Genomic DNA, 26,836 nt, shown 5'->3' with positions numbered 1-26,836 from the left:
CGGCCACGGTGGCGCACGGCGCGGCTCGTCGATGCGGTGCACCTGTCCAGGTGCCGCCGGGTGCGAGCAGGTCGGCCGCTGCTCGGCCGGTCCGGGGTGTGGGAGCTTCGTTCCGGTCAGGCGCGGCGGGGACTTCGCCGTGCGCGGCCGAGCGCGTCCGGCCCGGTTGCGGGTCCGGTCGCCGGCGAGGACGAGGAGGGGTGCCGCACCCGCTGTTGCGGGACCGGCCGCGAGGGGGCCGGGATCCGGTGGGGGCCGTTCGGGCCGTAGGCTCGATCAGCTCAGCGCCGCCAGGAAGCGAAGCCGGGGGAGATCCCCAGGACAGGGAACACACAGGGACATGTCCGAGACCACGTTGCTGCTCGGGGGGCGGATCCACTCACCCGCCGACGCCGACGCCACCGCGATGGCCGTCATCGACGGCACCGTCGCCTGGGTCGGGTCCGACCGGGTCGGCCGTGCGCTGCACCCCGAGGCGGAGGTAGTCGATCTCGGCGGTGCGTTCGTCACGCCCGCGTTCGTCGACGCCCACGTGCACGCCACTTCCTCGGGCCTGCTGCTCAACGGCCTCGACCTGACCGGGTGCGCTTCGCTGACGGAGTTCCTGCACGCGCTGCGCGATCACGTCGAGGAACACCCCGGCGCGCTGGTGTGGGGGCACGGCTGGGACGAGACGTGGTGGCCGGAGCGCCGCCCGCCGACCCGCTCCGAGATCGACAGCGCCTGCGGCGGGGCGCCGGTGTACCTCTCGCGGATCGACGTGCACTCCGCGCTGGTTTCCACCGCCCTGATCGATCGCGCACCGCTGGCCCGCGGCGCCGAGGGCTGGAGCGGCGAAGGTCCGCTGACCCGGGTGGCCCACCACCACGCGCGCAGCGCGGCCAGGGAATCGCTCGGCGTGGCCCAGCGCCGCGAGGCGCAGCTGGCTTTCCTGCGGCACGCGGCCGCGCACGGCGTGGCCAGCGTGCACGAGTGCGCCGGACCGGACATCTCCGGTGAGGACGACCTCGCCGACCTGATGGCGCTGTCCGCGCGGGGTGATCTGCCGGAGGTCGTCGGCTACTGGGGCGAGCTCGGCGCGCTGCACACCGCACGCGAGCTCGGGGTGCGGGGCCTCGGCGGCGACCTGTTCATCGACGGCGCGATGGGCTCGCGCACGGCCGCGCTCGGAGCGCCCTACAACGACGATCCGACCACGTCCGGCGTGCTCTACCTGGACGCCGAGGCGGTGGCCGAGCACCTCGTCGAGTGCACCAGGAACGGGTTGCAGGCCGGTTTCCACGTCATCGGTGACGCCGGGGTGGCCGAGGCTTGCGAGGGCTTCCGCCGCGCCGCGAAAGTGCTGGGAGTGCCCGCGCTGGCGAGCATGCGCCACCGCCTGGAGCACCTGGAGATGGTCGGCCCGGAGCAGGCCGCGCAGCTCGGGTCGTTCGGGGTGGCCGCATCGGTGCAGCCCGCGTTCGACGCGGCTTGGGGCGGTCCGTCGGACATGTACGCGCAGCGGCTCGGGGTGCAGCGCGGCACGCGGTTGAACCCGTTCTCGGCGTTGGCGTCGAACGGGATCCTGCTGGCGCTCGGCTCGGACGCACCGGTGACCCCGGTCGACCCGTGGGCTTCGGTGCGTGCCGCGGTGCACCACCGCACGGAAGGTTTCGGCATCTCACCGCGCGCCGCGTTCACCGCGCACACCCGCGGCGGCTGGCGTGCCGCCGGTCTCGACGACGGGGTGACGGGGGCGCTGATGCCGGGCGCACCGGCGACTTACGCGGTGTGGGAGACCGGCGATCTGGTCGTGACGGCACCGGATTCGCGGGTGCAGCGCTGGTCGACCGACCCGCGGGCGGGTGTTCCCGCGCTGCCGGACCTGAGCCCCGGCGCGCCGCTGCCGCGCTGCCAGCGCACCGTCCTGCGCGGCCGGACCATCTACGTGCGCGAGCCCGACGAAGTGGACGCTCTCTGTCCATAGTGGCCGGTGGCCCGCTTTCCGCCCCGCTTCGCCGCAAGTGAGCGGACCGTTCGCCCGTTCCAGCCGGTCGAACGGTCCGCTAACTCAACCGGCTCCCACTGCTTCGGGCCCCGCCCGTGTCGGCGAGCGCCCGGGTGTTCGGAGCGAACGGACCGTTGGCCCGATCTATTGGGACGAACGGTCCGTTCGCTCAGCTCGCTCAGCCCTGGCGGCCCTTCCAGCGCGGGTTGCGCTTGTTGATCACGAAGAGCTTGCCGTGGCGGCGCACCACCTGCGAGCCCTCCTTGTTCTTCAGCGACTTGATCGATGAGCGGACCTTCATCCGTCCTCCTCGGCTCGTGCGGTCATCGCCGCCCAAGCCTAACGAAAACGGTTTTCAATTGGTGCTGGTGCCCGCGCCGAGCAGCTCCGGTGCGTACGCGAGCAGCAGCTGCGCCGCGCTGAACGGCGCCGAGACCGGGTCGGGCAGCGCGATGTCGCGGGCCACGTGCGCGCCCCGGTAGGTCGGCTCCGAGATCGTCACGTCGGTGAACCAGCGCAGGAAGTCCGCGGGCGGAACCGGCAGCCCGGTGGTATCCAGCGACGCCTGGTTCAGCGCGAGCAGCGCCTGCTGCGGATTGCGCAGCATCCACCGGTACAGCTCGGAGAACTCGTAGATGTCGCGGTCCACCCGGCTCGGCCGGGCGCCGTGCGCTTCGGCGATCCGGACGCCGTGCTCGGTCGATGCCTGCTCCGCGTTTCCCCAGGCCGGATCGTGCACCCACCGGTCGGTGAGCTCGCCGTCGTGCAACCGGCGCAGGTACTCGGCCCACAACGGCGAGCCCGGATTGCCGAAGCCGTCGGCCGAGACGCCGAGCGCGATCGCGGTGCCGCGCTCGATCCCCTCCAGAATCCCCGCATCGACGTGCGAGACCCAGCTGCCGGGCGCGCCGAAGGAGTTCTCGGCGAAGAACCGGACGATGCCTTCGATGTTGCGCCAGTGCCGGAAACCGGGGATGTACTCGGCCGCGACGCGATCCTGCACCGCGCGCACGAACACCAGCCGCTCGGCCATCGGCAGCGCGTCCAGCTCGGCCGCCGAACAGTCCAGAGTGGACGCGCATGCCCGCGCATCGCGCGCGGTGGCCGCACCCGCCGGGCAACCGAGCAGCAACAGCAGTGGCACCAGCAGCGCCAGCGCGGCCCTGCGCAACGCGTTCGGCCGATCGAGCGCGGTGGAAGCGGAATGCGGCACCGGAGATCCTTCCCGAGGTCGGATTCGATCACCGGGAGTGCAGCAGTCCGGCACCTCCGCTCATGCACGCACGAGCTCGCGTCGCCCGAATGTCACCGGAACGTGATCAACGCACCGCCTGCCGATGAGCGCGCGCGAGGTTCACCGCCAGCGAAGCCGCCGTCACCACTCCCATCGCCAGCACGGTCCCGCCCAGGCCGAGCGGACCGGCCGCCGCGGCCAGCAGCAGCACGACGACGATGTTGCCCCCGACGATCCACGCCGTGGCGGTCCCGGCGCGGGTGAGCCCGTGCAGCAGCCCGATCACCAGCAGGTACCCGGCCACCGGAACCGCGACGGCCAGTGCCGCGGTCTGCTCGGACATGTGCGCGTGGTGCTGCGTGGCGTCCACCGCGACCTCCAGCCCGGCGCCCAGCGCGGCCACCGCCGCGTACAGCAGGTAGTGCCCGTAACCCCAGGTCAACGCGGTTTTGAGGTTCGGCAGCCGGGTGTTCTGGCCGACGAAGTAGATCCACCACAGCGCGAACACGAGCACCAGCCCGCCCGCGGTGGTCAGCATCAGATCGGTCGAGAGTCCCTGCGCGGTCAGCGCCGAGCTCACCGCGTTGAGGACACCGAGGATGGCCTCGCCGAGCACGATGATGGTGAACAGCCCGTACCGCTCCGCGATGTGCTCCGGGTGCCAGCTGGTCTGGCGGTTGCCGGACTCGGCCCACGCGGGCACCGCGACCTCGGCGATCGCCAGCACGGCGAACCCGGCGTAGTCCCACGGGTGCGGCAGCAGCAGCCGCAGCAGCCAGGCGATCTGCACCGCGGTCACCCCGGCCGCGTACCGCAGCGCCGCCGGGCGGCCTTCGGGATGTTCCCGCGCCGCCCGCAGCCATTGCGCCACCATCGCGACGCGCATCAGCACGTACCCGAAGGTGATCACGGTGAAGTCGTACTCGTCCAGCGCCGCCGGAATCCCGGCTGCCAGCACCAGCACACCGGCCATCTGCACCAGCGTCAGCACCCGGTACGGGCCGTCGTCGGTGTCGTAGGCGGAGGCGAACCAGGTGAAGTTCACCCACGCCCACCAGATTGCGAAGAACACCATGAAGTAGCCGAGCACGCCGGTGCCGATGTGCCCTTCGGTGAGCGCGTGGTGCAGCATCGTGGCGGCCTGCGAGACCGCGGCCACGAAGCAGAGGTCGAACAGCAGCTCCAGCGGAGTCGCCGCCCGGTGCTCCTGCCACGGGTCGCGGGCGGTCATGGTGCGCCACCAGGGGCGACTTTGCCGGCCGTCGGTCATCGCTGCGCGACTCCTCACCTGTTGCTCGCGTCCGGCGGGATCTTCGGTGCGCCGCGGGCGGATGTCCAGTCCGTGGCGACGCGCGTCACCGGGAATTCCGCCTCGGAGTCCACTTTGTCCGGTGCCGCGGCGCCGGAAGGCGGCCCGCGCGGCGGAGTACGCTCGCGGCATGGTCCAGCACGGCAACGGATCCGTGATCACGACGAACCGCAGGGCGCGGCACGACTACACGATCCTGGACACCTACGAGGCCGGGCTCGTGCTGGCCGGAACCGAGGTGAAGAGCCTGCGCTCGGGACGCGCCTCGCTGGCCGAGGCGTTCGGCACCGTGGACTACGGCGAAGTGTGGCTGCGCAACCTGCACATCGCCGAGTACGGGCGCGGCAGCTGGACCAACCACGCACCGCGCCGCACGCGGAAGATGCTGTTGCACGCCAGGGAGATCCGCGGCCTGACCGGCCGGGTCCGGGAGAGCGGGATCTCGCTGGTCCCGCTGTCGATGTACTTCCGGGACGGCTGGGTGAAGGTGGAGCTGGCACTCGCCCGCGGCAAGAAGCGCTGGGACAAGCGGCGCGCGCTCGCCGAGCGCGACGCCGCGCGGGAGATGGCCCGCGGCATCGGCTGGCAGCTCAAGGGCCATCCCGGCCGGGGGCCTGCGGACCCGCTGCGCTACACCACCTAAAGCGTCCGGCGGCGGATGGCGCCGTGGCCGGCATCCGCCGCGAACGATCTCCGCGCGGCCGGTCGCCGGATCGGTCAGTCCTCGTCCGGCTTGGCGTGGTCGGGCACGCCCGGGTTGGGGTCGCGGGACAGGTCGATCAACGGGTCGACCTCGGCGCCTTCGGCCTTGGCGTGGTCCGGCACGCCGGGGTTCGGGTCGTAGGACGGGTCGGTCAGCGGGTCGTGCTGAGAAGTCACGGACGTTCTCCTCTGGTCGGCGTTGCTCCTTGTGGAGTACCAGGATGCATGGCCGAGCGCGGCCGGCGAGCACGGGGATCCGCCCGGCGCGCGCCCGGCCCCGACGGGGTGCGATTACGATCGTACGGCCGGTTTCTTGCACGGAAGAGGTGTCAGGGTGTCGTCGGAGGAACTGCTTCCAGCGCTGGAAGACGAGATGCGCGCGCTGATCCGCCGCGCACGGCACACCACGCGGGAACTGGCCAGGCAGGTGCACCCGAAGCTGGATCCGACCTCGTACCCGCTGCTGATGCTGCTCAGCAAGGAAGGCGCGCTGCGGATGTCGTCGCTGGCCGCGGCGCTGCAACTGGACAAGTCGACGGTGAGCAGGCAGGTCGACGCGGTGGTGCGGCTCGGGCTCGCCGAGCGGGTGCCGGACCCGAGCGACGCGCGGGCGCGGCTGGTCGTGCTCACCGGCGAAGGGCACCGGAAGGTCGACGCGCAGGTGGCCGACCAGCGGGACCGCTGGCGCTCGGCGCTCGGCGGCTGGGACCCGGACGACGTCGCGGAGCTGACCCGCCTGCTGCGCCGCCTCGGCGACAGCGGAGTTGTCTGAGTTCGGCCCGGTTGCGCAGGTGTCCGGGTAGCGCAACCTCACGCCGTCTCACCGCGGGATCGCGCCTGACGCAGCGTCCTGCGCGGTTTCTCGCCCGAGGTGTGGGCCGATCGATGCGCCGCGTTCTTGTCGCCGCGGGCGAAGATCATTACTTTGGGTGAATGGTCGATGATCAGGACAGCTGGCGCGCAATAGGCGTCGACGTGCAGACGCCGAGCGCGGCCCGCGTCTACGACGCGTACCTCGGCGGTGCGCACAACTTCGCCGCGGACCGCGAGTTCGTGGCCAGGGCCAAGGAGATACTGCCGCACATCGCCGACGTGGCCCGCTGGAACCGCACCTTCCTGCGCCGCGCCGTGCACACGATGCTCGACGCGGGGATCGACCAGTTCCTCGACCTCGGTGCGGGATTGCCGACGGCCGGCGCCACCCACGAGCTGGCGCAACACCGCGATCCGCACGCCCGGGTCGTCTACGTGGACAACGAGCCGGTCGCCGTGGCGCAGACCGAGCAGCTGCTGCGGGACGTGCCCGGCACCACGGTCGTGCGCGGTGACTTCCTGGAGCCCGAAGAGGTGCTCGCCGCCGCGGGCACCCGCGAACAGCTCGACTTCACCCGGCCCATCGGGGTGCTTGCGGTGGCGCTGCTGCACTTCATGCCGGGCAGCCGGCATCCGGAAGCGGCCTTGGAGCGGTACAAGGCCGCGTTGCCCTCCGGCAGCAGGCTCGCCATCAGCCACGCCACTGTGGACGGTGTGCCGGAGCCGGTCCGCACCCAGACGCTCGAGTTCATCAAGTCCTACGAGAACACCCAGAATCCCGGTTTCGTGGCCCGCGAAGAGCTGGAGTTCCGCCGCTTCTTCACCGGCTGGGAGCTGCTGGACCCCGGTGTCACCTACACCTCGGAATGGCGATCGGACCTCGTCGGGGTCGACCCGTCGGACGAGAGCGCCCCGGAGAACGCGGTGTGCTTCGCCGCAGTGGCCCAGAAACCCTAGCGGTACGCGAAGATGCGGGTGGCGGATCGTCTCCGCCACCCGCACTCGGTTCTCCGGCTATCAGCCCGGGAATTCGGTCTGGTAGCTGATCTGGTGGTCGGCGTTGGCCGGTTCACCGATGTCGTTGATGATGCGGTTGATCGTTCCCACCCCGCCCAGCGAGACGGTCACCATGTCGTGGAACTTCACGCCGGGGTTGTCGGGCACTTCGAACGAGCGGGCCGCGGTGATCGACGGGTTCACGTTGAAGTAGCAGTAGCTGCCGAGCCCCCAGCCTTCGTGGTCGGTGACCTGATCACCGACCTTGTAGGCCGCCCAGCCGCCGTTCTCGCCCCATGCCGCCTGATCCGGCGGGTCGTAGGGCATCTCGTTCTGGAAGAAGTAGGTGCGGCCGCCGTTTCCGTTCCACACCACGTTGTTCTTCTGGTAGTGCTCCACGAACAGCCCGTGCGCGGTGACGTTGTCGCCGTTGACGATCACACCGGTGTCGGCGGTGTTGACGTCCCAGCCGACCCCGTCGCCGTGGTCGGCGCGCCAGACCCAGCTGTGGTCCAGCAGGACGTCGTTGCTGTTGATCTGCAGCGAAGTGCTCGCCTTGCCCGCCCGCGGGCCGCCGACGCGGAAGAACACGTCCGACAGCGAGGTCGGGTTCTGCGCGTGGTTCGCGTTCGCCCCTTCCTGGCCGACGTCCATCAGCGAAGGCGAGTTCTGCTCACCGGCGTCGATGAGCAGCCCGGCGAGCTTCACACCGTCCACATCGGCCACCGACACCGCGGTCTTGCCGGTGTCCGGGACGAGCGTGGTCATGCCGATGCCGAGCACCACCGTGTTCGGGTTCGTCACGTTGATCGTGTCGTCCAGGTGGTAGACGCCCGGGGTGAACAGCAGGTGCTTGCCCTCGGCCAGCGCGGCGTTGATGGTGGCCGCGTTGTCCGTCGGCTTGGCCACGAAGAAGTCCGCCAGCGAGAGGTTCTCACCCTCCGGCGCGCCGTTCGCCCAGCTCGGTCCCGACGAGTTCTCCCGGATGCCGGGGACGAACACGTTGTAGTTGCCCGTGTCGTCGATGTTCAGGAACGGCTTTTCCCGCATCTTCGGGGTTTCCGGGATGTTCGTGTTCGACGGGTCGGGGAAGTGCTGCGCCGGGGCGCCCGCCGTGCCGGTGAACATCATGTTCCACACCGACCCGGTCCAGCCACCGGCCAGCTCGCTGTTGCGGGTGAGGAACTGCTGCTGCGAGCCGGATTCGACGAGTCCGTCGATTTTGGAGTCGGCGATGAATCCGCCGCTGGCCCAGCCGTCGCCGCCGTCCCACAGCTGCATCTGGCCCTTCTGGTGCATCCGGCGGTAGGGCGCGGCCTGCGAAACGGCCCACCGCTCGATCTCACCGGACGGCGGCGTCACCGCGAGGTTCTCCGCCGAGCGCCAGAAGTTCTGCGTCGCGTTGCCCTTGTAGTTCGGGTCGTCGCCCTGCTGCAACCAGTCGGCCTCGACCCGCACGTGCCCGTTGAGCTGCACGTCGTCCGGGGACATGCCGAGCCCGGCGACCTGGGTGTTGAAGCCGAGGTTCACGTCGGCGTCGTACTCGCCGGGCTGGAACAGGATCGCGTCGCGCTCGTCGCCGAACTGGTTGGTGTGCTGCCGCTTGGCGATTTCGTCCAATTTGGACTGCATCTCGCCCTGCGGGGTGTCCGGCTTGACGACGTAGGTGTTCGGTCCGAGGTCCGGATTCTGCGGGTCGGTGTCGCGCACCGCCTGAGCCGGTGCCGGGGGAGCGGGTGCCGGCTCGGCACCCGCCGTGGTGGTGCTGACGAGCCCGGCGACGAGGGCGGAGCCGGCTACCAGCGCCAGCGCGGCCCGTCCCGGGCGTGATGATGTCTTCATGCGTTTCGCCTGTCCGCTGCTGCGGCGCGTCGAGCGCCGGTGATCGGTGTCCTTGCGGTGCGAGGCCTCCGGAAAGGATTAAGGAGAGCGCTCCGAAGGAATTTAAGAGATCATTTCGGGGTGTCAAGGCCGCGGACGCGCATCTGGGAATGTGAACGCAGGATGTGCGCGCGTCACCGGATTCCCGGCGATTTTTTCCCACTCATCCCAGAATCGGCGGCGCGGATCTCCTTGCCTGTGCAATCGGTTGTTAAGCTGGACCGGAACCAGGTGCGCACCCGCAGGCGCGCCCGTCCCACGACACAGGTGCGATGAGCGAAGAACCCGGCTCCCACGAAAATCCCGGCCGGCACGACGAACCCGGCCCGCACTTCGTGCGCTCGGTCGAGCGCGCGTTCCGCGTGCTGCGGACCTTCACCGAGCGGCAGCCGGAGTTGACGCTGACCGAGGTGGCGCAGGCCAGCGGACTCGACCGCGCCGGCGCGCGGCGGCTGCTGCTCACGCTGATCGACCTGGGATACGTGCAGCACGACGGCAGGCACTACGCGCTGGCGCCGCGGATCCTGGAGTTCGGCCACGCCTACCTGTCGACGCGTTCGCTGCCGCAGATCGCCGAGCCGCACCTGCGGCGGCTGACCGCGGAGCTCAAGGCGATGACCGCGGTCGGCGTGCTCGACGGCGACGACGTCCGCTACGTGGCGCAGGTGCCGAGCCCCAAGCTGCTGTCGGTGGCGATTCCGGTCGGCAGCCGGTTCCCGGTGCACGCGACCTCGATGGGCAAGGTGCTGCTGGCGGACCTGGCGCCGGAGCGGCTGGAGGCGCGGCTCAGCGCGATGTCGCTGCGCCCGGTCACGCCGCGCACGGTCACCTCCCGGCACGGGATGCACGCCGACCTGGCCAAGGTGCGCAAGGAAGGTTTCGTGATCTCGGACGGCGAGCTGGAGGAAGGGCTGCGCGGCGTGGCGGTGCCGCTGCGCGATCCGGCGGGCCGGGCGATCGCGGCGGTGAACGTCTCGCTCGACGAGCACGGCGCGTCCGCGGACGTGGTGCGTCGCGAGGTCGTGCCCCCGTTGCTGACCACCGCCGCCCGCATCGAGGCGGATCTGCGAGTGAAGAGTCCTTGAGAATGATTTGCGCGGCGGTGCCGGTTGCTTGCACGGCCACTGCTCAGCGGCTCCGCCGCTGACGAGCAAAAGATCAAAAAGTTGTACTTGAACGACCGCGAGTCCGCCGGCCGGTCCGCGCGGGACCGGCCGGCGGTGGCGGGGTGTGCCGGTTCAGCTCGTGGAGCGCGGCGCGTCCGCGTCCAGTTCGGCCAGTTCCTCAGCGGTGCGGTAGGTCTTCTCCGCGACGTGGATGTAGTAGTCCGGCGTCTCGTCCGCGGCGGTCTGCTGGAAATCGCCGTAGGTGTCGATGCGCTGGAAACCGACGTCGCGCAGCAGCCCGCGCACGTAGTTCTTCCGCAGCGGGTACATGTTCAGGAAGTACTCGGTGTCGTCCGGGAACGTGTACTTGTAGCGGGCCAGCCCCTCGTCGACGTGGTCCGGTTTCGCCGAGACCTGATCGCCGCAGTAGTAGTAGGTCTGGTTGGCCCCGGACGTGCCGTCCAGCACCGCGTCGTAGTTGCGCTGGTCGATGATCAGCACGCCGTCGTGGGAGAGCATCGCGTAGAACTCCGCCAGCGCCTTGCGCCGGTCGTGCTCGGAGAACAGGTGCGTGAACGAGTTGCCCAGGCAGATGATCGCGTCGTACTCGCCGTGCACGTCCCGGTTGAGCCACCGCCAGTCGGCATTGACCACGCGCAGCACGTGCCCGCCGTGCCTGCGGCCGTTGCGGAACGCCTGGGCCAGCATCTGCGGGCTGCCGTCCGCGCTGACCGTCTCGAAGCCCGCTTCCAGCAGCCGCACCGAGTGGAACCCGGTGCCGGTCGCCACGTCGAGCACGGATTCCACGCCGCGCGCCTTGAGCTGGTCGACGAAGAAGCGGCCTTCGCTCTCGGCGCGCTTGTCCCAGTCGATCAGCTCGTCCCACTTGTCCACGATGCCGCCGACGTATTCCTGCGCGTAGTGGTCGGATTCGCGGACTTGCAGCGGGTTGTCGCCGAATACCTGCTCGTCCAGCGAAATGGAATCGACCTGCTCGTCGGGCCGGTGCGCCGCGGCGCTCGCGTTTGCCGTCATGCTCCTTTTCCTCACCTTGTCGCCGATCGCGATCGCGGTGGATTCGTGGCTCCGTCGTGCCCGATCGCGGAATCCGGCGGTTCTCGTTCTCGGAGCCGTTTTCGACACTAGGTGATCCGTTTCCCGGGGCAAGGGCGTCGTGGGCGGCCCGCGCCGTCGGCGCGCCAGGGACCGGCGCAGCCGCGGTCGTCTGACCAGTGTTTTCGCCAGATCCGGACGGCTCGGACTGCGGTCGTCCGGCGGATCGGGGAGCCGTTCGCGCTCCGATCGCAGGTGTCGGAGGGCGAATGCGCCGCGCGGTCACCGGCGCGTCGCGCCGATCCGGGAGCAGGTTTTCCGGAGCGTTCCCCGACGAGTTTTCCGCGCAGCTCAGCGGGCTGCGATCGCCGCTTTCCGAAAACTGCGCGGGCCCCGCGTTCGACCGCGTTGTGCCCCGCGTCACTGTTTACGGGATCACAGCCGCTCCTACTCTTCCGTTCGCGCACCGGAGGGTGCCGACGGCAATGCTGCTGAACGGAGAGAATTCATGACCGGACGCATCCGCAACCCGAGGATCGCGCGCAAGCTCACCAGTGCCGTCGAGGCGGCGAACCTGGTCAAATCCGGCGCGAACGTCGGCATGAGCGGTTTCACCGGATCCGGCCACCCGAAGCGGGTCCCGGCCGCGCTGGCGCAGCGCATCGCCGAGGCCAACCGGACGGGCGAACCGATGCGCATCGGGCTGTGGACCGGCGCCTCCACCGCGCCCGAAGTGGACGGCGTGCTCGCCGAAGCCGACGGGATCGACCTGCGGCTGCCGTACCAATCCGACCCGGTCACCCGGGACCGGATCAACTCGGCCGCGCTGCGCTACACCGACATGCACCTCTCGCACGTGGCACCGCGGGTGTGGCAGGGCTTCTTCGGGCGGCTCGACGTGGCGATCGTCGAAGCCACCGCGATCACCGAGGACGGGCACCTGGTCCCGTCGTCCTCGGTGGGCAACAACAAGACCTGGATCGAGCAGGCCGACCAGGTCATCGTCGAACTCAACGAGCGGCACGGCGATGGCATGGAAGGGATGCACGACATCTACTACGGCACCGCCCTGCCGCCGCAGCGCAAGCCGATTCCGCTGACCCGGCCGTCGGACCGGATCGGTGCGCCGCACCTGGAATGCCCCGAGGACAAGATCGTCGCGGTGGTGCGCACCGAGGAACCGGACCGCGGCACCGCGTTCCGCCCGCCGGACGCGACCTCCCGCGGCATCGCCGGGCACGTGCTGGACTTCCTGGGCGAGGAGGTCCGCTCCGGTCGGCTGCCGCGCGAACTGCTGCCGCTGCAGTCCGGCGTCGGCAACGTCGCCAACGCCGTGCTGGACGGGTTGCGCACCGGCCCGTTCCGCGACCTGACCGCCTACACCGAGGTCATCCAGGACGGGATGCTGGACCTGCTGGACGCGGGCGTGCTGCGCGCCGCATCGGCGACCGCGCTGTCGCTGAGCCCCGCTGCCGACGACCGGTTCCACGACGGCATCGCCGACTACCGGGACAAGATCGTGCTGCGGCCGCAGGAGATCAGCAACCATCCGGAGGTGGTGCGGCGGCTGGGCTGCCTGGCGATGAACGGGATCGTGGAGGCCGACATCTACGGCAACGTCAATTCCACGCACCTGATGGGCAGCTCGGTGCAGAACGGCATCGGCGGGTCCGGCGACTTCGCCCGCAACGCCTACCTGTCGATCTTCGTGACGCCGTCCAGCGCGAAGGGCGGGGCGATCTCGACGATCGTGCCGATGGTCTCGCACGTCGACCACACCGAGCACGACGTGGACGTGATCGCGACCGAGCAGGGGATCGCGGACTTGCGCGGGCTCGCGCCCGCCGAGCGGGCGCGGGTGGTCATCGACAACTGCGCGCACCCGGACTTCCGCCCGGCGCTGCACGACTACTTCGCACGGGCACAGCGCGACTCGTTCGGCCTGCACACGCCGCACCTGCTCGACGAATCCCTGTCCTGGCACCACCGCTTCGTCCGAACCGGCACGATGCGGCAGGGCTGAACCGCCGGGTGGGGCCGGGGTTCCGGCCGGAGCGAACGGACCGCCGATCCGCAAGAGCGGTCGGACGGTCCGTTCGCGCCGAGGTGCAGCGCTCAGCCGACCACCGGCAGTGAGCGGCGTACGGCCGGGGTGACGCCGTCGCTGGCGCGGGCCGCTTCGACGCGGTCGGCGTCCGGGGTGCCGTAGAGGCTGGTGCGCTGCCGCAGCGGCCTGCCGGTCGGGGCGACCATGGTCTCCAGGTCGCTGATGGTCTTGTAGGAGCCGTTGTCGGCCCCGGCCATCCGGCTGATCGTCTCCTCCATCAGCGTGCCGCCGAGGTCGTTCACACCGCCTGCGAGCACGTCCCGGCAGCCGTCGACGCCGAGCTTCACCCACGAGCACTGGATGTTGTCGATCAGGCCGTGCAGCAGGATCCGCGCCATCGCGTGCACCGCCCGGTTCTCCCGCGGCGTGGTGCCCGCGCGCGCCAGCCCGGCCAGGTAGATCGGCGAGTTCTGGTGGATGAACGGCAGCAGCACGAACTCGGTGAAGCCGGGTTTCCCGTTGTTCTCCAGGGATTTCCGCTGCAGGTCGGCGATCAGCTTGATGTGCCCCACCCAGTGCTCGGGGGTGTCCACGTGCCCGTACATCATCGTCGACGTGGTCGGGATGCCGAGCTCGTGCGCGGTGCTGATCACCTCGATCCAGCTCGACGCGGGCAGTTTGCCCTTGGTCAGCACCCACCGGACGTCGTCGTCCAGGATCTCCGCCGCGGTTCCTGGGATCGAGTCCACACCGGACTCCCGGGCGCGATCGAGCCAGTCCCGGATGGACAGATCGGTGCGGGAGGCGCCGTTGACGACCTCCATCGGGCTGTAGGAGTGCAGGTGCATGCCCGGCTGCCTGCGCTTGACCTCGCCCGCGATGTCGAAGTACGCGGTGCCGGGCATGTCCGGGTGGATGCCGCCCTGCATGCACACCTCGGTCGCGCCCGCTTCCCACGCCTGGTCGACGCGCTCGCCGACCTGCGAAAGCGACAGCGTGTAGGCGTCGGCATCGGTGCGCCGCTGCGCGAACGCGCAGAACCGGCAGCCGGTGTAGCAGACATTGGTGAAGTTGATGTTGCGGGTGACCACGAAGGTCACGTCGTCCCCGACGGCGTCCCTGCGCAGCCCGTCGGCCAGCGAGGTCAGCGCGTCCAGCTCCGCGCCGTCCGCGTGCAGCAGCGCGAGAGCGTCCTCATCGGACAGTCCGGCCGGGTCCTTTTCCGCGCGCTGCAACGCTTCCCGCAAGTCGGAGTCGATCCGCGACGGTGTCGTCGGCACCCGCTCGGCCAGTTCGGACCAGTCGCCGTAGACCGAGTCGAAGTCGCTGCGCCGATCCCCGGTGCGCCCGACGGTGTCCACTTCGACGTGCAGGTCGGTGCGGCCGGTGCCCGCCAGCTGCTCCCAGCCGCCGTCCGGTTCCTGCCACGGAATCCCTTCCGGCACGGCGCCTTCGCGCGCCAGCCCGGTCTCCGGTTCGGCGAGCGCGTCGACGTGCGAGCGCACTCGCGGGTCCAGCCATGGTTCGCCCGCGCGCACGTACTCCGGGTAGATCGCGAGCCGTTCGCGCAGCCGGAAACCGGAATCCGCGGTCAGCCGGTCCAGCTCGTCGATCTGCGGCCAGTCGCGTTCCGGATTGACGTGGTCCGGGGTCAGCGGCGAAACCCCGCCCCAGTCGTCGATGCCCGCGCGGATCATCCGCGCGTACTCGTCGCCGATCAGGTTCGGCGGGGCCTGGATGCGCATCTTCGGGCCGAGCACCAGCCGGGTCGCGGCGATCGTCGCGGCGAGTTCCTGCAGGTCCGCGTCCGGCGTCGCTTGCATCTTGGTGTTCGGCTTGGCGCGGAAGTTCTGCACGATGACTTCCTGGATGCCGCCGTAGGCGCGGGCGGCCTTGCGGATCGCGAAGATCGCGTCGGCGCGTTCGCCGTGGTCCTCGCCGATGCCGATCAGGATGCCGGTGGTGAACGGCACCGCGCTGCGCCCGGCGTCGTCGAGCACCCGCAGCCGCACCTCCGGGTCCTTGTCCGGGGAGCCGTAGTGCGGCCCGCCCTTCTCGGTGTACAACCGGCTGGCGGTGGTCTCCAGCATCATGCCCATCGACGGCGAGACCGGCTTGAGCCGCTGCAGGTCCTGCCAGCCCATCACCCCGGGGTTGAGGTGCGGCAGCAGCCCGGTCTCCTCCAGCACCCGGATCGACATGGCCCGCACGTAGGAGAGCGTGTCGTCGTAGCCGTGCGCGTCGAGCCAGTCGCGCGCCGCGCTCCAGCGGTCCTCCGGCCGGTCGCCGAGGGTGAACAGGGCTTCCTTGCATCCCATCGCCGCGCCTTCGCGGGCGATCTCGAGGACTTCGTCCGGCGACAGGTACGGCGATTCGACCTTGCCGGGCACGGTAACGAACGTGCAGTAGCCGCAGCGGTCCCGGCACAGCCTGGTCAGCGGGATGAACACCTTGCGGCTGTAGGTGATCACGCCTTCCCGGCCTACCGCGCGCAACCCGGCGTCGCGGGTCCTGGCGGCGTGTTCGGTGAGCTTGTCCAGATCGGCGTCGCGGGCTTGCAGCAGCACGGCCACTTCGTCCCGGTCCAGCGTCTTGCCGTCGCGGGCGCGGGCCAGCGCGCGGCGCATCGCCGAGGAGGTGGGGGCGTCATCGGAAGACATACCGGCACGCTAGGCCGACTCGCTCGCAGGCCGCCAGCGCGTGCGCGGCGAGTCCGGTGACCATCCGGTCATGCAGCGTGTTGATCCTGGTCAGGAAGCTGCGAGTGGTTGCGGGAAGCACTGCGCGGGTGTATTACCCAAAGCGTGGGGTCGATCATCGGCAAGCGGCGCGGCGGGCGGACTTACTACTACTACGCGGAGTCCGGGCGGGTGAACGGCCGCCCGCGCATCGTCGGGCAGCGCTACCTCGGTACCGCCGAGGACGTCGCGGGGTCGCTCGGCGGTTCGGCGGCGGAACCGGAGCGCACCCGGCAGTTGCCGTTCGGTGATGTGGCGGCGGTGTGGCGCACGATCCGGTCCCTGGACCTCGCCGGGATCGTCGACGGAGTGATCGGCAGGCAGCGTTCAGCGGTCTCGGTGGGAACGCACCTGGCGCTGGCCGTGCTGGAGCGCGTGGTGGGGACGGACTCGGGCGAGCTCACCCACCTGATCCGCGCGCCCGAGCAGGCTTGGGAGCAGGGGCGTTCGCGGCGGGCGCTGCGGCGGCTCGACCCGGAACGCAGGCAGCGGATCGAGCAGGCGGTCTCGGCCGCGGTGCGCGAGCGGATCGGCGGCGGATCGGCACTGGTCGTGGACGTGCCGCAGGCGACGATCGATGCTTCGGCCGACGGGTTGTCCGGTTCGGCGCTGCTGGTGAGCCGGGACGGCGCGATCCCGCTGAGCAGCCAGGACCACCGGCGCGGCGGGGACGAGCGCTACGCCGCGGTCGCCGGGCGGCTCGCCGAACGCCACCGTGCCGGCGGCAGCGCCGAGGTGACCGCCGTGTTCGACGCGGGCGCGCACGCGGGGCCGAGCCCGGACGTGGGTTTCGTCGGGGGCCTGCTGCTGACCGACCACCCCGAGCTGCTGGCCTACACCGCGGGGGCGCGCACCGCCGTGGACGAGCGGCGGCTGCCGGGCTTGACGGCGCTGGACACCCGCGCGGTGGTGGACGGGGTGAGCAGGCGGGTGGTGCTCACCCACTCCGAAACCCTGCACGCCGCGCAGGCGCGCGGTTTCGCGCAGGCGTTGAACCAGGCGGCGCGGCGCCTCGACGGCCTGGCCGAGGCGCTGGCCGCGGGAACCTACCGGCACTCGCGCGACCAGGCGCTGGCCGAGGTCGCCCGGATCACCCGCGTGCGCTGGGTGGAACGGGTGCTGGTCACCTCGCTGGAGGCGAATCCGATGCGGCTGCGCTGGCACGTCGACGAAGCCGCCCGCGCGCGGGTCGCCGAGGAGTTCTTCGGCAAGCAGCTGCTGGTCACCGATCGGGACGGCTGGCCGGTTGCCGAGCTGGTCACCGCCTACCGCGCCCGCTACCACCTGGAATCCACCTTCGCCCGGCTCGCCGAAGGACCCGCCGAACCCGCCGAGGTGCAGCGGATGATCTCGGTGCTGGCCGTGACGGTGCTGCACGTGATGCGCCACGAGGCCGAGCGGGCCGGTCTCGACCTGTCCGTGCGGGAGCTGTTCGAGCAGCTCGGCGGCATCCGCGAGGTGGTGCTGCGCTACCCGTCCACCGGCGGGCGCCCGCGCACCAGGCGGTTGCTGACCGAGCTGACCGAGCCGCAGCGGCGGCTGTTCGAGGTGTTCGGGCTGGCCGAGTTCGCGCCGCGGTGAGCCCGTCACACCACGGATTGCCGTGCGTGCGGTGCGTCGAGCGTGCCCGCGAGCCAGTCCAGTTCGGTCCGCACGTCGGTGACCTGGTTGGTGAGGCTGCCGACCTCGCTGATGCCGATCCGCACGACGTCTCCGCGGCGCAGGTTGAAGTCCATCTCGGGCACGATGCCGGTTCCGGTGGCCAGCACCGCGCCGTGCGGGAACGGCTGCCCGCGGAACAGGTGCTCGACCAGCACTTCGCAGCCGCGGTGCAGCGCGGAGGTGTGCACCTTTCCCTCGAAGCAGGATTCGTCGGCGCGGAACACCTCCAGGCTGATCTCCAGGCCGGCCGGGTCGACCTCCCACGCGGGCCGGATGCCGGGTGCCAGCGCGCAGCTGCCCGCGTAAACCTTGGCCTGCGGCAGGTAAAGCGGGTTCTCGCCCTCGATGGAGCGCGAGCTGACGTCGTTGCACACGCCGTAGCCGACGATCTCCCCGGCGGAGTTGGCGAACACCGCCAGCTCCGGTTCGGGCACGTTCAGCGGTGAGTCGGCGCGCACTCCGATCGCCTCGCCGTCGGTGACCACTCGCCAGGGCTGTGCCTTGAAGAACAGTTCCGGTCGTTCGGCGAGGTAGACCCGGTCGTAGACGGACTGCTCGCTGCTTTCCTCCATCCGCGCCTGCTTGGAGCGCTCGTAGGTGACTCCGGCGGCCCAGATCTCGGTGTGCCCGTCGACCGGCGGCAGCAGCCGCACCGCACCCGCCGGTTCGGCCGCCGGCTCCATCGCGCGGAGTTCGGCGGTGGACAGCCGCAGCAGGTCGGCGATTCGCCGCACGCCGGGGAGCCGGCGCACTGATTCGCCTTCCATCAGTCCGATGTGGATTTCGTTGTGGCGGTCGGCGTAGCGCACGATGTGCATCGGTCCTCCTGTCAGGCGACTTCGAGGTCTGATGTGGACGGTCCGGTGGTGCGTTCGGTCAGCCACCGCAACGAGAACGTGGTGACGATTCCGGCCGCGACGACGGCCGCGATCACGTACAACCCGGCCGTTCCGGAACCGGTGGTGCTCTCGGTGACCCCCATGACGTACGGCCCGACGAATCCGCCCACGTTGCCCAGCCCGGAGATCAGCGCGATCGTGCCCGCGCCTTGCGCTCCAGTGAGGATCGTCGGCGGAACCGTCCAGAACACCGGCTGCGAGCCCAGAAAACCGAAAGCGGCCACGCACAGCGCGCCCACCGCGGCCACCGGCGGCAACAGCACCGCGCCGACCAGCCCGACCACGGTCATCGCCAACGCGAGTCCCAGCGGCCCGCGCCGATTCCCGGTCCGGTCCGACCACCACGGCAGGACCAGCACACCCGCCAGCGCGAACAGCCACGGCAGCGCGGAGACGAACCCGGTGCCCAGATCGCCGAGCCCGCCGATGCGGCGCACCAGCGCGGGCAGCCAGAACGTCACGCCGTAGAGCCCGATCTGGATCGCGAAGTAGATGAACATCAGCCGCAGCACGCGCGTGTCCCGCACGACCTCACCGGCCCGCTTCGGCGGCGCGGCCGATTCCGGTGGTTCGTCGGCCGCGATGCGTGCGGTGAGCTGCTCGCGTTCGGCTTCGCTGAGCCATTTCGCGTCGGCGGGCCGGTCGGTCAGCAGCCACGGCACCGCCAGCGCCAGCAACGCGGTCGGCACGCCCTCCAGCAGGAACATCCACTGCCACCCGGCGATCCCGCCCGCGCCGTGCAGGCCCAGCAGGTAACCACCGAGCGGATTGCCGATGATGCTGGCGATCGCGACCGCCGACTGGAAAAGTCCCGTCGCCCGGCCGCGTTCCCGCGCCGGGAACCAGTAGGTGATGTAGAGGATCACGCCGGGGAAGAACCCGGCCTCGGCCGCGCCGAGCAGCAGCCGCAGCACGTAGAAGCTCACCGGCCCGGTCACCAGCGCCATCGCGCACGACAGCACACCCCACACCAGCATGATCAGCGCCAGCCAGCGGCGCGCGCCGAAGCGGTGCAGCACCAGGTTCGACGGCACGCCGAGCACCGCGTAGCCGATGAAGAACACCCCGGCGCCGAACCCGTAGGCGGCGGCGCCGATGCCCAGATCGACCTCCAGGTGCTCCTTGACCAGCGAAACGTTCGTGCGGTCCAAAAAGGACAGTACGAACATCACGAACAGCGTGGGCAGCAGGCGCCGGGAGACCTTGCGGCGAACGGCCTCGGCGGACGACGTGCGCACTACGACCTCCTGCGTCGTTGCAGACGAGTGCGAATGCTCAGATGACTTCGGTCCGGGTGAGTGGCTGGGCAGTGGCACCTCGCGCGCCGCCGCTCCCGGGCTCCTGCGAGCGAACGGACCGTTCGTCCAATCTATTGGGACGAACAAGCCGTTCACTCCGGTTCCACGGCTAGTGCTGCGCTGGGCGTGAAGGGTTCAAGCGTTGATGGAGCGCGCAGACAGTATGGTGATCCGGATCGCGTTTTCAAGGGTTCGCGGTCTTGATTCCGGTCAAGAGATCTGATGAGTTGGCTCGCGTACCGGCAACCGGATGCAGGGAGCGAGCCGATGACCGCGCGCATCGTCGATGTCGAGACCGTCGATCTGCGGTTCCCCACCTCGCGGGAGCTCGACGGGTCCGACGCGATGAACCCGGCGCCGGACTACTCGGCCGCCTACGTCGTGCTGCACACCGACGACCCGCACGTGCCGGAGGCGCACGGGTTCACCTTCACCATCGGCCGCGGCACCGACCTGGTCGTCACCGCCGCGCGGCAGGTGGCCGAGCGCGTCCGCGGCATGGCGCTTTCCGACATCACCGACGACCTGGGCGGATTCGCCAGGCACCTGGCCGCGGACAGCCAGCTGCGCTGGCTCGGCCCGGACAAGGGCGTGCTGCACCTGGCCACCGCGGCGGTCGTCAACGCCGGGTGGGACCTGGCCGCGAAGCTGGCGGGCAAACCGGTGTGGAAGCTGCTGGCCGACATGTCGCCGCAGCAGATCGTGGACCTGGTGGACTGGCGCTACCTGCGCGACGAACTCAGCCCGCAGGCCGCGCTGGAGATGCTGCAGCGCGCCGAATCCGGCCGCGCCGCAAGGGAATCCGAGATCCGCCGCGACGGCTACCCGGCTTACACCACCAGCGCGGGCTGGCTCGGCTACGACGACGAGAAGCTGCGCAGGCTGTGCCAACAGGCCGTCGCCGCCGGGTGGGATTCGGTGAAGCTCAAGGTCGGCGCGAACCTGGCCGACGACCAGCGGCGCTGCCGCATCGCGCGGGAAGTGCTCGGCCCGGACCGGCGGTTGATGATCGACGCGAACCAGACCCTCGGGGTGCAGGAGGCGATCGACTGGCACCGCGGGCTCGCCGAGTTCGACATCCATTGGTTCGAGGAACCGACCAGCCCGGACGACGTGCTCGGGCACGCCGCGATCCAGCGCGCCATCGCCCCCACGCACGTCGCCACCGGCGAGCACGGGCACAACGCGGTGATGTTCAAGCAGTTCTTGCAGGCCGAAGCGCTCGGCATCTGCCAGATCGACGCTTGCCGCCTGGCTGGGGTGAACGAGGCCGTCGCGGTCATCCTGCTCGCGGCCGCGCGCGGCGTGCCGATCTGCCCGCACGCCGGGGGAGTGGGCTTGTGCGAGCTGGTGCAGCACCTGTCGATCTTCGATTACGTTGCGGTGAGCGGGAATCTGGAAGACCGGGTGGTGGAGTACGTCGACCACCTGCACGAGCACTTCGTGGATCCGGTGCGGCTGCGCGACGACCACTACCTGCCGCCGGAACGTCCCGGATACAGCTCGCAGATCCACCGGGACTCGCTGCGGCGGTTCAGCTATCCCGACGGCCCCGAGTGGGCCTGACTCCCGGGCGGGGCGCGAAGATGGCCGGCATGTCCAGCCCGGAAACCGTCGGCAGCAGCGTCGTCGACGAGGCGATCGACCGGATCAAGCGCCGCATCGAGTCCGGCGAGTTCGCACCAGGCCAGAAGCTACCGCCGGAGACTGCGCTGGCGAGCGACCTGGAGCTTTCCCGGCTGTCGCTGCGCGAGGCGGTGCGCGCGCTGACGATGGCAGGGGTGCTGGAGGTCCGGCACGGCGCGGGCACCTTCGTCACCGATCTGCGCCCGGACCGGGTGGTCGACGCGATCGGCCGGTTCCTGCAGCTTTCGCACGACACCGGCCTGCGGGAGCTGTTCGAGTGCCGCCGGGTGGTGGAGCCGGGCGCCACCTCGCTGGCCGCCACCCGCATCGACGAGGCGCAGCTGGCGGAACTGGGCGATCGGATCGAACGGATGCGCACGCTGCGCGACCCGCAGGAGCTGGTCGCCGAGGACTTGGCGTTCCACTCGGGCATCGTCGCCGCCGCGGGCAACCGGACTCTGCAATCGCTGGCCGGAACCGTCGCGCAGCGCACCGCCCGCGCGCGGATCTGGCGAGCGCTGGTCAAAGACGACGTGCTCACCCGGACTCACCAGCAGCACAACGACATCTACCGCGCACTGCAGGATCGGGACAGCATGGCGGCGTTCGTCGCCGCGACCCGCCACGTCGCCGATGTCGAAAGCTGGGTGCTGGGCCGGTTGCACGGAGTGGCGGACGACGAGGATGTGCGTTGAGGTCTGCGGTGCCCCGGCAACGGACGAGAAGAGGGATCGACATGCGGATCAACCTCGCGAGCGTGCTCGTCGACGACCAGGAGAAGGGCCGGCGGTTCTACACCGAGGTGCTTGGTTTCCAGCAGAAGCACGACATCCCGGTGGGCGGGCCGCGGTGGCTGACCGTGGTGTCCCCGCAGGACCCGGACGGCACCGAGCTGGTGCTCGAACCCAGCGGCCACCCCGCGGCCGGGCCGTTCAAGGAGGCGCTCGTCGCCGACGGCATCCCGTGGACCTCGTTCGCCGTCGACGACGTCGACGCCGAGTACGAGCGGCTGCGCGACCTCGGCGTGCGTTTCACCCAAGAACCCACCGACATGGGCCCGGTGACCACCGCCGTGCTCGACGACACCTGCGGCAACCTGATCCAGATCGCGCAGCAAACCGGCGAGTGAACCGTCCACGGCGAGCAGCCGTGCACGCGACCACCTACATCGAACCGTGCAACGAAGCAATCGTGCGCTTCGAGGTCACGTTTCGTTCATGACAGCGGTGATGTGGGCGTGGACGCGGGTGCGGAGATCGAGCAGTTCGGCGGACACGAGCCTGCTGGTCTCCGCGGCAACGTCAGCGGAGCCTCGGACAGTTGGCCCCGTGAAGTAGGCGCGGACGGGCCAGCCCGCTTAGCCGGTCAGGTCTCCGGTGGCGAAGTAGGCGCGGCAAGTTCCGTTCTCGTCGTAGTCGGTGGCGACTTCGAGGATCCGGCCGGAATCGGCCAGTGGAGCCAGCGACGAGCTGTAGTTCGGGCAGGGTTCGTCGCGCGCGCCCGGTACTTCGACCGGAGCGGGCAGTGCCACGTTGTCGTTGGCGCCGGGCTCGTCGCTGGCGAACAGCGTTGCGCCGTTGCCTTCGGCGACCGTTCCGTCGGCGTTGCGCAACTCCTGGCCGACCGTGATCAGCCGCCCGTCGGATGTGCCGTCGTCGATGACGGTGATCTTCGGCGCGTGTGCGAAATACCGGCCGTCGCCCAAGGTGAGCAGCGGGTCCTGCGCGGCGGGATCGCCCCAGTCCGCCCCGTCGTCGGAGAGCCGGAAGTGCGCGGCGCAGATGTGCGGGCCCTCGGCGCCGCAGATCTCGTAGGACAGGTAGGCGCGACCGTCCGGCAGCCGTCGGACCACCGGCATCCCGGGACGCAGCGCCGGATCCGCCAGTTCCACGACGGGTTCCGGGGCGGCCCAGTTCACACCGTCGGTCGAGACCGCGCGCTGCAACTTCTGGCTGTGCTCCGGGTCGTTCTCGTCGGCGAAGTAGCAGCCCAGCGCGCCCGCGTCGTCGACGAACAGCTCCGGTTCCCAATGGCCTCCGGTGCCCGGCGCGGTCGCGCAGGTCGACAAGTACGACCAGGTCCGCCCCCGGTCCTGGCTCTGCCACACCGGCAGCGACATCCGCCGGTCTTCGGGGTTGGCGCCGACGCTCGCGGTCCACAGCAGCGTGCCTTCCGGCAGATCGCCGACCTGGCGGGGGAGTTCGAGCATGCTGCCGCAGCACAAGCCGCCCGCGAAGGCCGGGTCGGTGATCCGGCCGACCTCGTCGAACGTCGCGCCTTCGTCGGTGCTCTCGTAGAAGCGGGCGGAGCCGCCGTCCGCGCCGAAGCTGACGGTTCCGGTCAGCACCGCGCCGTTGTCCTCGCCCGCGTGCGCCAACCGGACCGACGTGGGGTAGAGGCCGCTGTCCGGTGACAGCGGCGTTCCGGTCGCCTCGGGCGTCGGTCGGGCGGTTTCGGGCGTGGGCTCCGCAGCGCCGGGCGCGGGTTGCGCGGCATCGGCGGGCGTCGCGGTGGGCAGCATCGCGGCGGCCAGCAGTCCGCCGAGCAGCAGCGCAGGTGTCCTGATCACGCTCGTCCTCCCCATCGCGGACAAGATCGCCCGTCGTGATCGGAGTCTGCCCGGTTCGCCCGGCGCCGGGTACCGCGATTCGGAGGTGACCGTGTCGTCCGGGGAGACCCCGCACCGGGACGATCGCGGGTGCGGCGCGTCTACCGGAACTGCCGGGCTGCGCTTCGGGGCTCGGCGAGCAGGTGACCACGTCGGCGATCGCAGTCGCACCGGGCCGCGAGCAAGCCGACCTGCTGAGCAACGAGTGCCGAGCCGGTCACCGAGCGCTCTGCAACAGGTCGCGCAGCTGGTTGCGGGTGCTGACGCCGAGCTTCGGGAACGAGCGGTACAGGTGCGATCCCACCGTGCGCGGTGACAGGAACATCCGGTCGCCGATCTGGCGGTTGGTGAAGCCCCTGGCGGCGAGCCGGATGATCTCCTGCTGTTGCGGGCTCAGCTCGGCCAGCGCGTCGGGTGCGGCGTGCTCCTCGCGGGGCTCGGCCGCTCCGGCCGCCCGCAGCTCCGCTTCGGCCCTGGCCACCCACGGGTGGGCGCCGAGCCTGCGGAACGTCTCCAGCGCCGCCGAGAGCGGTGCGCGCGCTTCGGCGATGCGTCGGGCTCGGCGCAGCCATTCGGCCTGGTGCAACAAGGTTCGTGCCCGTTCGAACGGCCACTGCTCGGTGCGCGGATCGGCGAGGGCGGCGGTGAAGTGCTGTTCCGGTTCCGCGGCCAGCAAGGCGCGAGCATGCTCGACCAGCGCGCGCAGCCTCGGTGATGCGTCGTCGCCCAGCCGCCGAGCCGCGCGCAGCACGATGCGCTCCGCGTCGTGCGGTTCCCCGAGCCGGGCCGCGGCCGCCGCCAGCTCCGGCAGCGCCACGGCCGACTGGTGGTGGTGCAGGAAGTCGCCATCGGGAGTGAACGCCCGGCGCAGCTGCGCGTAGGCCGTCGCGTGGTCGCCTTCGGAGGCGGCTGCGATGCCCAGCACGTACCTGGCGCGAACGGCCACCATCCGGCTACTAGCCGGGTCCACCATGGACAGTGCTGCGGTGCCGAGCTCCCGGGCCGGGCCCGCTTGGCCCTGCAACGCGAGCACGGCCCCGTCCATCGTCTTGGCCCCGGCGACGACGTGCGGCAGTTCCGCGCGGGCTCCGCTGCTGACCGACTCGGCGGCGACCACCCTGGTCCGCGCCCAGGCGCCGTACTCGAACAGCGCCCATCCCTGGGCGCAGCCGAGCCCTTCCGGTAGCGGCCCGCGCACCCGCCACCGGTCGAAAGCCTGCTCGAACAGCCGCACCGCGAATGACGTCTCGTCGAGCAGCCAGGCGATCGTCGCCACCGCGATCGCCCGGCCCGGGCCGGACTCGGCGGCGGTCAGGTCGGGCAGCTGCGGGAGCACTTCGTCCCTGCTGCCCGCGGGGTCCGCCACCGCGAGCACCCACGCCCTGGTCACCGGATCATGCGGACCGGGGATCTCCGGGAGCGCGGCCAGCACCCGATCGTTGCGGCCGGGTTCCGCCGAGTAGTAACCGACCACGGCGGCGGTGGCCAGCACGCTCAGCGCGGTGTCCGGATCTCGCTGCGCCAACGCGCTCGCGGTGCGCGACAGCTGTGCGAACGCGGCATCGTGACGAGTGGTGACGGTCAGCGCCTGCCCGGCGCGGAGTTCGGCCGACGCCAGCAGTTCCGGGTCGTCGGTCAGTTCCACGACCCGCGCCGCCAGGTCTTCGACCCAACCGGCTTGGGCGGTCAACAGCGCGGAGTTCGCCGCCAGCACCAGTCGGCGGGCGCGCTCGCCGCGGTCCGGGCTGAGGTCGGCGGCGCGTTCCAGCGCGGTCGCGGCGGCCACGTAACCGCCGCGGCGGCGGGCCCGCTCGGCGGTGCTCTCCATCAGGGCGGCGACGTCCTCGTCCGGTTCACCGGCGGCCGCCGCGAGGTGCCAAGCGCGCCGGTCCGGTTCGTCCCTGGTCGCTTCGCCCAGTGCGAGGTGCGCCCGGCGGCGGTGTTCGAAAGGCGCCGAGTGGTACAGCGCGGACCGCACCAGCGGGTGCCGGAAGCGGAACCGGGATCCCGTCCAGCGCACCAGCCCGGCCCGTTCGGCGGGTTCCCAGCCCGCGCCTGGCGCGTGCACCGCGTCCGGGGCGTCGGCGGCGGCCAGTTCCAGCAGCAGTTCGCGGGTTCGTTCGGGCAGTTCCTGCGCCCGGGCCGCGAAGATCTTCTCCAGCCGTTCGGTGGTGGCAAGCGGCCCCGGCCCGGTTTCCTGCGGCACCGCGGCGAGTTCGGCCAGTGCGAGCGGATTGCCGCCTGCCTCGGCGAGCACGCGCAGTCGCCGCGCCCCGGCCGGTGCCTGCGGCAGCGCGTCGAGGACCTGGTTCGCGGAGAGGTCGTCGAGAGGTTCCAGCCGCAAGGTGGGCAGCCGGTCCAGTCCGGGCAGCGGCCGATCATCGCGGGCACCGATGAGCAGGTTCAGCGGCTCCGATTCGATCCGGCGCGCGAGGAACGCGAGCACGTCCAGGGTGCCCCGGTCCAGCCAGTGCGCGTCGTCTATCACGAGCAGCCCACCGGTATCGGACAGCAGGCGCAGCGCCGCGAGCCCCAGGCCCATGACATCCGGGTCGGGTTCCCCGTCGCCGATCCCGAACGCGCACTGCAGCCGCGACGCCTCAGCCGTGCCCGCGGCCTGCCGCAGCACCGGCGCGAGCAGCTGGTGCAGCCCCGCGAACGCCAGGTTCGCCTCGCTCTCGCTGCCGGAGGCCCGCAGCGCGCCCTGCGCTGCCGCCGCGTCCAGCAACGTCGTCTTGCCCATTCCGGCGTCGCCGGTGATGACCAGGACCCGCCCGGTGCCGCTCGCCGCTCGCCGCACCTGAGCCAGCTCGGCCTGCCGTCCGATGATCTCCCGCACTGCCGCCTCCCGGCCATCGACTGTAGCCGCGCGGGGAC

General features: G+C 70.9%; 20 protein-coding genes and 1 pseudogene. 10 read left to right on the top strand and 11 right to left on the bottom strand.

All coding sequences use genetic code 11. The annotated features are described in order from the left end of the window. The first annotated feature begins 340 nt into the window (after positions 1–340). Positions 341–1,966, top strand: a complete 1,626-nt coding sequence (locus tag INP57_RS08840; RefSeq protein WP_200069613.1) for an amidohydrolase — start codon at positions 341–343, stop codon at positions 1,964–1,966. Positions 1,967–2,165: 199 nt separating this feature from the next. On the opposite strand, the gene ykgO is transcribed toward INP57_RS08840, so the two are convergent. From ykgO to INP57_RS08825, 3 genes are all read right to left on the bottom strand, one after another. Continuing rightward, positions 2,166–2,288 (bottom strand): type B 50S ribosomal protein L36, encoded by a 123-nt coding sequence (gene ykgO, locus INP57_RS08835; protein WP_200069612.1) that lies wholly within the window; start codon positions 2,286–2,288, stop codon positions 2,166–2,168. A 54-nt stretch (positions 2,289–2,342) separates the two neighbouring features. Beyond that, complete coding sequence (locus INP57_RS08830; RefSeq protein WP_200069611.1) at positions 2,343–3,200, bottom strand: hypothetical protein; 858 nt, start codon at positions 3,198–3,200, stop codon at positions 2,343–2,345. A gap of 106 nt (positions 3,201–3,306) precedes the next feature. Next, on the bottom strand, positions 3,307–4,491 hold the full coding sequence (locus tag INP57_RS08825; RefSeq protein WP_233627187.1) for a low temperature requirement protein A: 1,185 nt from the start codon (positions 4,489–4,491) through the stop codon (positions 3,307–3,309). A gap of 169 nt (positions 4,492–4,660) precedes the next feature. Between INP57_RS08825 and smpB the strand changes: the two genes are divergently transcribed. Then, positions 4,661–5,173 (top strand): SsrA-binding protein SmpB, encoded by a 513-nt coding sequence (gene smpB / locus INP57_RS08820; protein ID WP_200069610.1) that lies wholly within the window; start codon positions 4,661–4,663, stop codon positions 5,171–5,173. A 74-nt stretch (positions 5,174–5,247) separates the two neighbouring features. On the opposite strand, the gene INP57_RS08815 is transcribed toward smpB, so the two are convergent. Beyond that, positions 5,248–5,409 (bottom strand): hypothetical protein, encoded by a 162-nt coding sequence (locus INP57_RS08815; RefSeq protein WP_200069948.1) that lies wholly within the window; start codon positions 5,407–5,409, stop codon positions 5,248–5,250. Between the two features lie 157 nt (positions 5,410–5,566). Here INP57_RS08815 and INP57_RS29420 point away from each other — a divergent pair, with 157 nt between their 5' ends. After that, on the top strand, positions 5,567–6,004 hold the full coding sequence (locus INP57_RS29420; protein ID WP_200069609.1) for a MarR family winged helix-turn-helix transcriptional regulator: 438 nt from the start codon (positions 5,567–5,569) through the stop codon (positions 6,002–6,004). 161 nt (positions 6,005–6,165) lie between these two features. Continuing rightward, positions 6,166–7,002, top strand: a complete 837-nt coding sequence (locus tag INP57_RS08805) for an SAM-dependent methyltransferase (RefSeq protein WP_200069608.1) — start codon at positions 6,166–6,168, stop codon at positions 7,000–7,002. 60 nt (positions 7,003–7,062) lie between these two features. On the opposite strand, the gene INP57_RS08800 is transcribed toward INP57_RS08805, so the two are convergent. Next, the gene (locus INP57_RS08800; protein WP_200069607.1) at positions 7,063–8,883 is read right to left on the bottom strand and encodes a pectate lyase-like domain-containing protein; all 1,821 of its coding nucleotides are present in this window, start codon (positions 8,881–8,883) and stop codon (positions 7,063–7,065) included. A 311-nt stretch (positions 8,884–9,194) separates the two neighbouring features. On the opposite strand from INP57_RS08800, the gene INP57_RS08795 reads away from it, so the two are divergent. Continuing rightward, the gene (locus tag INP57_RS08795) at positions 9,195–10,007 is read left to right on the top strand and encodes an IclR family transcriptional regulator domain-containing protein (RefSeq protein ID WP_200069606.1); all 813 of its coding nucleotides are present in this window, start codon (positions 9,195–9,197) and stop codon (positions 10,005–10,007) included. A gap of 189 nt (positions 10,008–10,196) precedes the next feature. On the opposite strand, the pseudogene INP57_RS08790 reads toward INP57_RS08795, so the two are convergent. Further along, positions 10,197–11,009, bottom strand: a pseudogene (locus tag INP57_RS08790) (glycine/sarcosine N-methyltransferase); the annotation flags it as partial. A gap of 580 nt (positions 11,010–11,589) precedes the next feature. Here INP57_RS08790 and scpC point away from each other — a divergent pair. After that, a complete protein-coding gene (gene scpC, locus INP57_RS08785; protein ID WP_200069604.1) occupies positions 11,590–13,104 on the top strand; it encodes a succinyl-CoA:acetate CoA-transferase ScpC in 1,515 nt (504 codons plus the stop codon). A gap of 92 nt (positions 13,105–13,196) precedes the next feature. On the opposite strand, the gene INP57_RS08780 is transcribed toward scpC, so the two are convergent. Next, positions 13,197–15,788: a bifunctional FO biosynthesis protein CofGH gene (locus INP57_RS08780; protein ID WP_200069603.1), complete on the bottom strand. Its 2,592-nt coding sequence runs from the start codon at positions 15,786–15,788 to the stop codon at positions 13,197–13,199. A gap of 144 nt (positions 15,789–15,932) precedes the next feature. On the opposite strand from INP57_RS08780, the gene INP57_RS08775 reads away from it, so the two are divergent. Then, entirely contained in the window at positions 15,933–17,447 is a 1,515-nt protein-coding gene (locus INP57_RS08775) for an IS1634 family transposase (RefSeq protein ID WP_200069602.1), read from the top strand. Positions 17,448–17,452: 5 nt separating this feature from the next. Here INP57_RS08775 and INP57_RS08770 read toward each other — a convergent pair whose 3' ends face one another. Together INP57_RS08770 and INP57_RS08765 are read right to left on the bottom strand one after the other, a co-directional pair. Then, positions 17,453–18,346, bottom strand: coding sequence for a fumarylacetoacetate hydrolase family protein (locus tag INP57_RS08770; RefSeq protein ID WP_200069601.1), 894 nt, complete (start codon positions 18,344–18,346; stop codon positions 17,453–17,455). An 11-nt stretch (positions 18,347–18,357) separates the two neighbouring features. Then, on the bottom strand, positions 18,358–19,665 hold the full coding sequence (locus INP57_RS08765; protein WP_200069600.1) for an MFS transporter: 1,308 nt from the start codon (positions 19,663–19,665) through the stop codon (positions 18,358–18,360). Positions 19,666–19,992: 327 nt separating this feature from the next. Here INP57_RS08765 and INP57_RS08760 point away from each other — a divergent pair, with 327 nt between their 5' ends. From INP57_RS08760 to INP57_RS08750, 3 genes are read left to right on the top strand one after another with little or no spacing between them, the layout of a single operon-like run. Further along, positions 19,993–21,291, top strand: coding sequence for an enolase C-terminal domain-like protein (locus tag INP57_RS08760; protein WP_200069599.1), 1,299 nt, complete (start codon positions 19,993–19,995; stop codon positions 21,289–21,291). A 29-nt stretch (positions 21,292–21,320) separates the two neighbouring features. Continuing rightward, complete coding sequence (locus INP57_RS08755; protein ID WP_200069598.1) at positions 21,321–22,046, top strand: FadR/GntR family transcriptional regulator; 726 nt, start codon at positions 21,321–21,323, stop codon at positions 22,044–22,046. A gap of 41 nt (positions 22,047–22,087) precedes the next feature. Continuing rightward, positions 22,088–22,480 (top strand): VOC family protein, encoded by a 393-nt coding sequence (locus INP57_RS08750; protein WP_200069597.1) that lies wholly within the window; start codon positions 22,088–22,090, stop codon positions 22,478–22,480. Positions 22,481–22,708: 228 nt separating this feature from the next. Here INP57_RS08750 and INP57_RS08745 read toward each other — a convergent pair whose 3' ends face one another. Continuing rightward, complete coding sequence (locus INP57_RS08745) at positions 22,709–23,920, bottom strand: exo-alpha-sialidase (RefSeq protein WP_200069596.1); 1,212 nt, start codon at positions 23,918–23,920, stop codon at positions 22,709–22,711. 256 nt (positions 23,921–24,176) lie between these two features. Continuing rightward, positions 24,177–26,798: a helix-turn-helix transcriptional regulator gene (locus INP57_RS08740; RefSeq protein ID WP_307849970.1), complete on the bottom strand. Its 2,622-nt coding sequence runs from the start codon at positions 26,796–26,798 to the stop codon at positions 24,177–24,179. Positions 26,799–26,836 lie beyond the last annotated feature (38 nt).

This window comes from Saccharopolyspora galaxeae (assembly GCF_016526145.1).
GTDB lineage: Bacteria > Actinomycetota > Actinomycetes > Mycobacteriales > Pseudonocardiaceae > Saccharopolyspora_C > Saccharopolyspora_C galaxeae.
This window is presented reverse-complemented; position numbering and strand designations above follow the sequence as displayed.